Here is a 10,411-nt window from a genome sequence, read left to right as displayed (position 1 = left end):
CGCTCTGCCTGAACGTCGAGGTTCTCTCCAGCGACGGCATGTCGATCGAGATGAGGGATACCGACGAGGACGTCTTCCGCGCGGCGGAGGAGCTCGGCATCGACCTGTCCCGGCGCCCCCACGAGGGTGCGATGACCGTCGACGACATCTGAGACAGGGCAGACCGGCTATGGGCAGCCACTCGCACGCGAGGCCGATCGACCGGTGCGGGCCGCGCAGGGTTTCCCGCACGGCCCGCCGGTAGGCCTTGGTCGTCAAGGCCCGGATCACCTTGAGGTGAGTCTGTCGCCGGGAACAACTTGCTGCTGGAGGTGAGCTTGCCGGTGCTCGCCGACCCGGTCATCCTGGACGAGCGGATCGGCGGGCTGTGCGCAACACGATCGGGATGAGCGGTCAGCTCGATGAGCTTCTCGGCCGCCGCCCGGTCGACGGCGAGGTTGGTCTTGCCACCGAGGAGATGGTCGTAGATGCGGGCGACGCTGGGGACCGTCACGTCGATTCCTCGGTCGCCTGGGAAAGCGGCCACGGTCCTCAGTCGCCCACGGGGCGCTCACCCCTGGGGGTGCCGGCGACGAGGATGTCGACCGGGGCGGTGGTCGCGGGGCGGGCGGTGACGGGCGCGGTGACGACCGGGTCGGTGATGAAGTCCCGCATCCAGTGGAAGCTGGCTTTCGGCGTGCGCACCTGGGTGTCGTAGTCCACGTGCACGATGCCGAACCTGGCGGAGTAGCCCCGGGCCCACTCGAAGTTGTCCATCAGCGACCAGCAGAAGTAACCCCGCACGTCCGCGCCCGCCTCCATCGCGTCACGGGTCGCGGCCAGGTGGTCGCGCAGATAGTCGATGCGCCCGTCGTCCTCCAGCGCGCCGTCGTCGCCGTACCCGTTCTCGGTGATGTAGACCGGCGGCAGGTCCGGGTAGCGGGAGGTCAGCCCGACCAGCGTCTCGTACAGCCCCTCGGGCTCCACCACCCAGCCGAGCCCGCTGGTGCGCGCGTGCTCCGGCGTGACGGTGCGCACACCCAGGTCGAACGCCGTGCGCCGGGCGGGGTCGGGCTCGTCGTACGGCGCGGCCTCCACGTGCAGCCGGTAGTAATAGTTCACTCCGAGGAAGTCCACCGGCCTGCCGATGATCTCCAGGTCACCGTCCCGGCGGAAGGACAAGTCGCTGATCCGGCCGAACGTCTCGGCCATGTCGGCGGCGTAGGCCCCGCCGAAGAGCGGTTCGGTGAACTGCCGGTTGACCAGCAGGTCCATCCGCCGCGCGGCCTGGAGGTCCTGCGGCGAGGAGGTCACCGGCACCGTGGGCGACATGTTGAGCGTCACCCCGATCCGCTGACCGGGCCTGGCCATCTCCCGCAGGCGGGCGACGGCCAGGCCGTGCCCCAGCAGCAGGTGGTGGGCCGCGGCCAGCGCGCCCTCCCCCTCCTTGGCTCCGGGCGCGTGGCGGCCCTCGCCGTAGCCGACGATCGACGAGCAGTACGGCTCGTTGAGCGTGATCCAGTTCGAGACCGACTCGCCGAGGGCCTCGTACATGACCTCGGCGTAGTCGGCGAAACGCTCGGCGGTGCCGCGGACCCGCCAGCCCCCGCGGTCCTCCAGCGCCTGTGGCAGGTCCCAGTGGTACAAAGTCACATACGGCTCGATGCCGCCCTCGCGCAGGGCGTCCACGAGCCGGCGGTAGAAGTCCAGCCCGCGCCGGTTCACCGGCCCGCGGCCGTCGGGCAGCACCCGCGGCCAGGCAACGGAAAATCGGTAGGCCCCCGCCCCCAGGTCTTTCATGAGGCCGACATCCTCTTGCCAGCGGTGATAGTGGTCGCAGGCGAACTCACCCGACTCGCCCCGTGCCACCGCGCCGGGCACCCGGCAGAAGGTGTCCCAAATCGAAGGCCCCCGGCCGCCGGTGTCGACGGCCCCCTCGATCTGGTACGCCGCGGTGGCCGTGCCCCACACGAAGCCCGCGGGAAAGACCCGCGGCATGGCAGGGCGTTCGTCGGTCGCCGTCATCCCTTGATCGCTCCTGACATGATTCCTCCAATGATCTGCCGGCCCAGGGCCGCGAAGACGGCCACGACGGGCACCGTCGCCAGCACCGTGCCGGTGAGCACGAGCGCGTAGTCAGTCGTGTAGCCGCTGGCCAGCGAGGAGAGCGCGACCTGCACGGTCGGGTTCTCCGGGGTGAGGACCACCAGCGGCCAGAAGAAGTCGTTCCATGCCTGCATGAACGTGAACAGCCCGAGCACGGCCGCGGCCGGCCGCGCCGCGGGCACCACCACGTGCCAGAACAGGCGCAAGGTGGAGCAGCCGTCGATCCGTCCGGCCTCCAGGAGTTCGTCCGGCACCGCGCTCGACAGGTACTGCGTCATGAAGAAGACGCCGAACGCCGTGACCAGGCCGGGCACGATCACCGCCTCCAGCCGGCCGGTCCAGCCGAGCTCCGCCATGAGGATGTAGAGCGGGATGATCCCGAGCTGGTGCGGCACGGTGGTGGTCGCGATGGCCACGACCAGCAGCGACGTCCGGCCCCGGAAGCGGAGCTTGGCGAAGGCGAACCCGGCCAGCGTGGAGAACAGCACGACCGAGACGGTGACCGAGCCGGAGACGATGAAGGAGTTGAGCATCGCCTTACCGAACGCGGTCGTGTCGAAGACCCGCGCGATGTTCTCGAACAGGTGCCCGCCGGGCGTCAGGACGGGAGGCACGCGGGCGATGGCGTCGTTGTCGTGCGACGCCACGATGAGCGACCAGTAGACGGGGAACAGGGAGCCGAGCAGGACGGCGACCAGCGCCGCATAGGTCCAGAACCCGGCCGAGCGGCGCCCGCCGCGGGAGCGGGCCGCCCGCGAGCGGGGCACGTGCGCCTGCCGGGGCGCCTCGGTGATGATCGTCGTCACGTCAGCTTCTCCTGATCCGGCGGGTGACCGAGTAGTTGACCAGAGCCATCACCACGATGATCAGGCACAGGGTCCATGCGATGGCCGAGGCGTAGCCGAACTTGTACAGGCTGAACCCCTGCTCGTAGAGGTAGAGGCCGACGGTCTGGAACTGCCGGTCCGAGCCTCCCGTCGGGTTGCCCGTGCCGGCTTGGAACAGCAGCGGCTCGGCGATGATCTGGAAGCCGCCGATGGTGGACACGACGGCGGTGAAGATGATCGTCGGCCGCAGCATCGGGATCGTGATCTTCCGGAACTGGGTGAACTGGCCGGCCCCGTCCAGCGTCGCGGCCTCGTACAGATGCTCGGGGATCGTCTGCATGGCGGCCAGGTAGATCAGCGCGTTGTAGCCGGTCCACCGCCAGATGACGATGAGCGAGATGGCGATGTGCGAGGACAGGGTGCCCGCCTGCCAGTCCACCGGGTCGAGCCCCACCAGATTGAGCGCCCAGTTGACCATGCCGAAGTCGCGGCCGAAGAGCTGGGCGAAGATGATCGTGACAGCGACGATGGACGTCACGTTGGGCAGCAGCACGCCCATCCGGAAGAAGGTGCGGGCACGCAGGCTGCGGTTGAGCATGTGCGCGATGAACAGGGCCGCGAGCAGCTGCGGCACGGTGGACAGCAGCCAGATGCTGACGGTGTTGAACAGCGCGTTCCAGAAGTAGTCGTCGGTCAGCAGTTCGGCGTAGTTCGCCAGCCCCACCCAGTGCCGGGTGGGCTCCAGCAGGTTCCAGTTCGTGAGCGAGACGTACGCGGTGTACAGCAGCGGGAACATGCCCACCGCGCCGAACAGCAGGAAGAACGGGGCGATGTAGAAGTACGGCGAGCCCTTGACGTCGAGCTGGTAGGCCCAGCGGCGCCGTGGCCCGGATCGTGCGAGGGTCATGGGTCCATCCCGGGGGAAGGGGTGACGGCGGGCCCTTACCTCCCGCCGTCACCCGGCTTGGCTGGGCGGCTACTGCTCGATGCGCTCGACGTCCTTGAGCATCTGCTCCCAGGCCTGCGGGCCGTCCTGCTTGCCCTCCTCCACTCGGTTGATCGCGTCGCGGATGGCGGTCTGGATGTCGCCGGCCCGCGGCCCTTGGTACTGCGGCTTCAGGTTCAGCGCGGCGGCGGTGAAGACCTGCCCGACGGGGGCGTCGTTGAAGAAGGCGTTCTTCAGGTTCTTGACCTCGGGCTTCTCGTACGTCGCCACGGTCGAAGGCAGGATGCCGTGCGCCTTGAACACCTCGATCTGCTGCTCGGGAGCCGTCAGCCAGGTGATCAGGTCCACCGCCTCCTTCACGTGCTTGCTCTGCGCCGGAACCGTCAGGTAGGAGCCGCCCCAGTTGCCGCCGCCGCCGGGGATGGCCGCGATGTCCCACTTGCCGGCGAATGCCTTGGCCTGGTCCTGGATCTTCGCGAGCATCCAGGCGGGGCAGGCGATGGTGGCGAACTGGCTCTTGGCGAAGCCGGTGTTCCACGCCGGGGAACTGCCCACCAGCTTGGCCGACTCGCCGTCGGCTACGGCCTTGAGCACCTCGTCGTACGCCGAGCGGACCACCGGGTTGGTGGCGACGACCACGTGGTCGGAGGCGTCGTAGTAGCCGGTCTCGGCCTGCCCGATCATCGCGTTGAAGATCTGCGCGCCACCGTCGAAGAAGCTGGCGCCCTCCGGTTTGTTCGCGGTGTACTTCCTGCCGGCCTCGAAATACGACGCCCAGTCCGGCCAGAGCTTGCTCACCTCGTCGCGCTCGGTGGGCAGGCCGGCCTTCTCGAACAGGTCGCGCCGGTAGCACATGGCCAGGCCGCCGACGTCCGTCCCGTATCCGATCTGGGCCCCGTTCTTGGCCACCGACGCCTGCCACTTCCACGGCAACCACCGGTCCTTGAGCCCGTCGGCGCCGTGCTTGCGCAGGTCGACGAAGCGCTCCGGCTGCGCCCTGAACTGGGCGATGAAGCCGGTGTCGATGCCCTCCACATCCGCCGCGCCGCTGCCCGTCGCCAGATGGGCGGCCAGGTTGCGGTGGTGGTCGTTGTACGCCGACGTACGCTCGACGATCTTGATGTTCGGGTGGGCGGCCTCGTACTTGGCGTACAGGTCCTTGAACCCCATGTTTCCGAACAGGTTGAGGGTGAGGGTGACGGGGCCGTCGCCGGACGAGCCGGTCGAGCCGCCGCAGCCGGCGGTGAACACGCCGACGGCGAGCACACCCACGAGCAGACGAAGTTTCGCAGCAGACACCGTGAACTCCTTGGCAGGGAGAAGGGGCGTGGCTGCGAGATGCGACGGTCGAGCCGCGGCAACGAAAAGCATCGACCGATACGCCCGCCATGAGACATAACAGCGGCACGCGATGTCAAATCACGAAAACGTAACGCCGATGAAATTACCGGCCACCTTGACAGACTTCCCGCGATTGCGTAATTTCCTCGAAACCGGTTACATGAAACCGGTTGCAGCGAGATGCGACAGCGTTCGATCCGTGGCAACGATCAGAGAGCTGGCACGCCTGTGCGGCGTGTCCCCGGCAACCGTCTCCCGCGTCTTCAACAATCCGGAGGTAGTGAACGCGAAGACCAGGACGCAGGTTCTGCGGGTGGCGCGCCAGATCGGCTACCTGCCCAACGAGTCGGCCCGCACGCTGGCCACCAAGAAGTCCTTCATGGTCGGCCTCGTGTGGGACACCGACCACCGCCGCCCCGGCTGGCGGCACCCGTTCTTCCAGGAAATCCTCGTCGGCCTGAAGACCGCGCTCAGCGGGCGCGGATATCACCTCCTCATGCTCGCCACCAGCGGGGACACGAACGAAGAGCGGACCGACGACGCCTTCGTGCGCGCCGTGCGCAGGCACAACCTGGACGGCGTGGTGATGATCGACAGCGGCACGTGGGATCCCTCGCTGCGGCGGCTGGCCGAGTCGGGCGTCCCGTGCGTCAGCCTCGGCCGTCCCGTCGAGGGTCCCCGCGCCACGTATGTGACCTCGGACAACGTCGGCGGCGCCCGCCTGGCCGTACGGCACCTGCACGAGCGGGGGCGGCGGGCCATCGCCACGATCACGGGCCCGGCGCACATGCGGCCGGGCGCCGAGCGCCTGCGGGGCTACCAGGACGAGCTGGCCCGGCTGGGGCTGCCGCGCCGGCCCGAGTTCGTGGTCGAGGGCGACTTCTACCTGTCGGGCGGCCACGCCGCGATGCGCCGCCTGCTGGAGGCCGACGACCGGCCCGACGCCGTGTTCGTCGCGGGCGACGAGATGGCCGTCGGCGCACTGGTCGCGATCGGCGAGGCCGGCCTGAAGGTGCCCGACGACATCGAGGTGGCCGCGCTCGTGCCACCGGGCCTGACGACCGTCGCCCAGGACAAGGACGGGTTCGGCACCGCCGCCGCGGAGGCCGTGGTCTCCATGATCAACGGCGCGGACGCCCCGCCGCCCCGGATCCTGCCGGCCACACTCGTCGTGCGCGGCTCCAGCACGCCCCTGCTGTCACACTCCCGGCCCGCCCGCGGGCCTGGACGCGCATCCCGGCCGCCCTCAGTGTCGCCGCTTACGCGGTAACCTGCTCCCCGGCCCCGCTCTCGGGCCTGGCAAAAGCCAACAAGAAGGGCCGCTCCGCGCCCTCGCCCTCCACCACGAACCCGGCCCGGCTGTCGCTGAACTCCGCCACATCGGGTCAGCGGGCGGCGCCGGGGACGCGGAGCCGGTCGACGGCCTCGCGGCGGCGCCGCTCAGGCCGCCGGTCGTACCGCGCGGTGGTGGCGGGGGAGGCGTGGCCCACCAGGGCCTGGGTGGTGGCGAGGTCGACCCCGGCGTCGAGCAGTTCGCCGATGAACGTACGCCGGAAGTCGTGCGGCGTGCGGGGGGACGCCCCGGCGGCGGCCAGGCGGCGGGAGACGATGTCGGCGATGGCCTGGCCGGTCATGTGGGCCGGCCGCAGCCGCCCGCCCTTGTTGACGGGGCAGAACAGAGGGCCCGTCGCCCGGCCGCGTACGGCGAGCCAGAGGTCGAGACGTTCGACGGCCTCCGCGGTCAGGTAGACGAGCCGTTCCTTGTCGCCCTTGCCGCGCACCCGCAGGGAGCGGGCGTGGGGATCGAAGTCGGCCAGGGTGAGCCCGGCGATCTCGGCCCGGCGGCAGCCGGTGGAGTAGAGCGCCGCGAGCATCGCGCCGTCGCGACGGCCGGCGGGGGAGTGGTCGCCGTCGCACACCTCGAGCGCCGCCGCCAGTGCCTCGGCCTCGACGTGCCGTCCCGCCGGGACGCGGGTGTGCTTGTAGGCGGGCAGGTCGGCGGCGCGCTGGTAATCCTCTCCGCTCATCAGGCCGAGCCGCCACGCCTCCTTGAGCACGCGGCGAAGAGCGACCAGGTGCTTGTTGACGTGGGCGGGTGACCAGCCCTGCTCCCGCATCAGCGTGCGCAGCCGGATCGTGTGCTCGTAGCGGAGCAGTTCCCAGGGTTGCCCGGCGCCGGTCGCCTCCGGATCGCCGGTGATGAGGCGGGCGATGCGGTCGAGGCAGCCCCTCATCGTGCGCTTGGACTCGGGGCTCTGCAGCGCGTCGAGATACACCTGGTAGGGGTCGCGCTCGGGCCGTGCGGGGGTGTCCCGCTCGGGGACGGCGGGGGTGTTCATCACTGTGATCCTACTATGAATCTACAATGTAAAGGCGTCGGATTGTTGCAAGATCATTTACACCGTCGATCAGAACCCTCGACGACAACGAGAAAGCCATGCGAATCCGGATTCTCGGGCCGTTGCACGTGGAGGAGGCCCAGGCCCATATCAGAGGTGCGCGCCTGCGCGCGCTCCTGATCCGGCTGGCTCTGGAACCCGGCCGGGTGGTCGCCGCCGGGCGCCTCGTCGACGACCTGTGGGAGGAGCCGCCGGTCAACCTGGTGGCCGCGCTGCACTCCCTGGTGTCCCGGCTCCGCCGCGACCTGCACAAGGGGCTGCGGGGCGCGGTGGTGTCGCATCCGGCCGGTTACCTGCTCGACGTCCCGGCGCGGGAGGTCGACGCGGCGGAGTTCGACCGCCTGGTGCGAGTGGGCCGGGCTGAGCGCGATCCGGGACGTGCCGCCGCCTCGTTGCGCGCCGCCCTGTCGCTCTGGCGCGGGGCGCCTCTCGCCGACGCGGCGGACCTGCCGTTCGCGCGGGTGGCCGCGGCACACCTGGAGGCGCTGCGCGATCCCCCCAACCGGAGCGGCCCGTACGGGGGAACGTGCCGACGCCGGTGACGAGCCTGGTCGGCAGGCGGGAGGACGTGGCACGGGTGCGGAGCCTGCTGTCGGCCGCGCGGCTGGTCACGCTGACCGGGCCGGGCGGTGCGGGCAAGACCAGGCTGGCGGTGGAGGTGGCGGGCGGGCTCGTCGCGTCCTCGGGCGTCTGGCTGGTCGAGCTTGCCACCGTCGGGGACCCGGCGGACGTGGCCGAGTGCCCGCCGAGGCGGAGGCACTGCTCGTGGAGGCGTTGGGGCTGGCGGGCGGGCAGGCGGGTGTGCCCGCGCAGTTCCTGGCCACGGTCCATGTGGAGCTGGCCCGGGTGCGGGGGGAGCGGGGTGACCGCGAGTCGGCGTGGCGGTCGCTGCGGTCGGCGCTGGAGTTGTCGGGGCTCGCGGGTGACGAGACGGTGCGGGCGATGGTGCTCGAGGCGGTGGCGGAGTGGTGCGCCGGGGGCGGCGACCTGTCGCGTGCCGCGCTGCTCGCCGGTGCCGCGCGGACGTTGCGCGGCCTGGACGGCGCGCGGGGCCGGGGGAGCTGGGGCCAGGGGAGCTGAGGTACGTCAGGGCAGTTGCGCGCGCACCCATCGGGGATCGGGGTTGACGTGCGGGGTGCCCGCCACCACCACGGTCGGCACGGTCTCGTCGCCGCCGGTGGCCGCCCGGACCGCCGCGGCGCCTTCCGGGTCGCGCCAGATGTCGACCCAGTGCGCCCGATGGGCGTGCCTGCCGAGCCGGGTGCGCAGCCGGAGGCAGTAGCGGCAGCCGGGGCGCCAGTAAACGATCGGCCGGCCGTCGGCCTCGCTGCGGCGCAGCGCCTCGGCGGCGCTCACGGACTTCGGGAACGCCAGAGGGGACAGCAGGGCGCCCGCCACCAGGAACAGCAGGAGCAGGGTGACGGCGCCGCCCGGGGATCCCTGGGCGGTCTGCCGGGCCGCCGCGGCGAGCCCGAGGGCGACGAAGAGGATCGGCAGCATCCATCGGCGCAGCATGGCGATGACGCTAGCGCACGTTCGCCTCGTGTCCGGCCTGCTGGGGTCACCACTGGCCGATGAGCGGCGTGCCCGGTTCGTGCTGTCGCCAGGCTTCGGTGAGGCGGCGGAGGCGGGCGGGGGCGGCGATGCTGCGCACGGTTGCGATCCTGCCGCCCGTGATGTCGAACGTCACGGCGCCGATGACCCGGTCGCCGATCACGAAGACGATGGCGGGGCCGCCGTTGACGAGCGCGTAGTGGATGGCGGGCGTGCCGCCGGCGAATCGCCGCTTCGCGGGGGTGGGTTTGAAACCGGCCCGTACGACGGCGGCGACGCGCTGCGGTGTGTCGTACCACACCAGCTTCCCGGCCAGGCCGGCGCCGTCGGAGATCGCGGTCGCGTCGTCGGTGAGCAGCGCCACCAGCCGTTCGGTGCGGCCCGAGGAGGCGGCGGCGAGGAATTCCTCGACGACCCTGCGGGCGGATGCGGGGTCGATTTCGCCGCCGCTGCGGCGCGCGATGGTGATGCGGCGCCGGGCCCGGTGGAGGTGCTGCTGGCTCGCGGACTCGGTGATGTCGAGGATCTCCGCGACCTCGGCGTGGCTGTAGGAGAACGCTTCGCGCAGGACGTAGACGGCTCGCTCGAGGGGCGACAGGCGCTCCATGAGCGTCAGCACGGCCAGGGAGACCGATTCGCGCTGCTCGAACGAGTCGGCCGGGCCCAGCATCGGGTCGCCGTCGAGGAGTGGTTCGGGCAGCCAGGCGCCGACGGTGCGTTCGCGGCGGGCACGCGCCGAGCGGAGCCGGTCGAGGCACAGGTTGGTGACGACCTTGGTCAGCCATGCTTGCGGCACCTCGATCCGTTGCCGGTCCGCGGACTGCCACTGCAGGAACGCATCCTGCACGGCGTCCTCGGCGTCGGCGGCGGAGCCCAGCAGCCGGTAGGCCAGTGAGGCCAGCCGGTTCCGGCCGGCCTCGAACACGCCGGTGTCGAAGCGATCCGTGGCGGTGCTGTCCACGTGGCCCACCCTAGGTCGTGTCTGACAAATCATGGCCTGCTGCGCGTGGCCCAGGCGGCGCCTCGCTGCGTTCTCGTCGTCGCCCATAGCTCCGCTATGGGCTCCTCCTCGGCCTTGCGATGCATCCACCTGGATCCCCGCTCGCGACGGGCAGCATTTGTCAGACACTCCCTAGTGCGGTGACCACGAACGTTCGCCGGGTTGGTCAGGCGGCTTCGTCGGCGGGTCGTCCCCAGCGGCGTTGTTTCTCGCTGCGGATGCGGGCGCGTTCGCGTCGCTGGGCGGCCAGTACGTCGGG

The 10,411-nt window shown here is 70.8% G+C and carries 10 protein-coding genes and 1 pseudogene; 3 read left to right on the top strand and 8 right to left on the bottom strand.

Annotated features, from left to right (window positions below; all coding sequences use genetic code 11):
* Positions 1-442 precede the first annotated feature (442 nt).
* The 5 genes and pseudogenes from HHX41_RS42565 to HHX41_RS39275 all read right to left on the bottom strand — a co-directional run.
* Positions 443-493: pseudogene (locus tag HHX41_RS42565) on the bottom strand (hypothetical protein); the annotation flags it as partial.
* A gap of 38 nt (positions 494-531) precedes the next feature.
* Positions 532-2,004, bottom strand: a complete 1,473-nt coding sequence (locus HHX41_RS39290; RefSeq protein WP_182909993.1) for a GH1 family beta-glucosidase — start codon at positions 2,002-2,004, stop codon at positions 532-534.
* The gene (locus HHX41_RS39285) at positions 2,001-2,891 is read right to left on the bottom strand and encodes a carbohydrate ABC transporter permease (RefSeq protein WP_182909992.1); all 891 of its coding nucleotides are present in this window, start codon (positions 2,889-2,891) and stop codon (positions 2,001-2,003) included. Before HHX41_RS39285 ends, HHX41_RS39290 begins: the two co-directional genes overlap by 4 nt.
* 1 nt (position 2,892) lies before the next feature.
* Positions 2,893-3,819: a carbohydrate ABC transporter permease gene (locus tag HHX41_RS39280; RefSeq protein WP_169982780.1), complete on the bottom strand. Its 927-nt coding sequence runs from the start codon at positions 3,817-3,819 to the stop codon at positions 2,893-2,895.
* A gap of 69 nt (positions 3,820-3,888) precedes the next feature.
* Positions 3,889-5,157 (bottom strand): ABC transporter substrate-binding protein, encoded by a 1,269-nt coding sequence (locus HHX41_RS39275; protein ID WP_310742381.1) that lies wholly within the window; start codon positions 5,155-5,157, stop codon positions 3,889-3,891.
* Between the two features lie 241 nt (positions 5,158-5,398).
* Here HHX41_RS39275 and HHX41_RS39270 point away from each other — a divergent pair, with 241 nt between their 5' ends.
* Positions 5,399-6,469, top strand: a complete 1,071-nt coding sequence (locus HHX41_RS39270; protein ID WP_220504848.1) for a LacI family DNA-binding transcriptional regulator — start codon at positions 5,399-5,401, stop codon at positions 6,467-6,469.
* A 115-nt stretch (positions 6,470-6,584) separates the two neighbouring features.
* Here the strand turns inward: HHX41_RS39270 and HHX41_RS39265 are convergent, their stop codons facing one another.
* Positions 6,585-7,538, bottom strand: coding sequence for a tyrosine-type recombinase/integrase (locus HHX41_RS39265; protein ID WP_182909989.1), 954 nt, complete (start codon positions 7,536-7,538; stop codon positions 6,585-6,587).
* A 98-nt stretch (positions 7,539-7,636) separates the two neighbouring features.
* On the opposite strand from HHX41_RS39265, the gene HHX41_RS39260 reads away from it, so the two are divergent.
* Positions 7,637-8,140 carry a BTAD domain-containing putative transcriptional regulator gene (locus HHX41_RS39260; RefSeq protein ID WP_182909988.1) on the top strand — a complete coding sequence of 168 codons (504 nt, stop codon included), beginning with the start codon at positions 7,637-7,639 and terminating at the stop codon, positions 8,138-8,140.
* A 196-nt stretch (positions 8,141-8,336) separates the two neighbouring features.
* Positions 8,337-8,678, top strand: a complete 342-nt coding sequence (locus HHX41_RS39255) for a hypothetical protein (RefSeq protein WP_182909987.1) — start codon at positions 8,337-8,339, stop codon at positions 8,676-8,678.
* Positions 8,679-8,684: 6 nt separating this feature from the next.
* Here the strand turns inward: HHX41_RS39255 and HHX41_RS39250 are convergent, their stop codons facing one another.
* Both HHX41_RS39250 and HHX41_RS39245 read right to left on the bottom strand, forming a co-directional pair.
* The gene (locus tag HHX41_RS39250; protein ID WP_169982775.1) at positions 8,685-9,113 is read right to left on the bottom strand and encodes a glutaredoxin domain-containing protein; all 429 of its coding nucleotides are present in this window, start codon (positions 9,111-9,113) and stop codon (positions 8,685-8,687) included.
* A gap of 46 nt (positions 9,114-9,159) precedes the next feature.
* A complete protein-coding gene (locus tag HHX41_RS39245; RefSeq protein WP_182909986.1) occupies positions 9,160-10,113 on the bottom strand; it encodes a sigma-70 family RNA polymerase sigma factor in 954 nt (317 codons plus the stop codon).
* Between the last annotated feature and the right edge of the window lie 298 nt (positions 10,114-10,411).

It is taken from the genome of Microbispora sp. H13382 (assembly GCF_014161445.1).
Classification (GTDB): Bacteria; Actinomycetota; Actinomycetes; order Streptosporangiales; family Streptosporangiaceae; genus Microbispora.
Note: the sequence above shows the minus strand (reverse complement) of the source record. Positions and strands in the feature narration are given on the sequence as shown.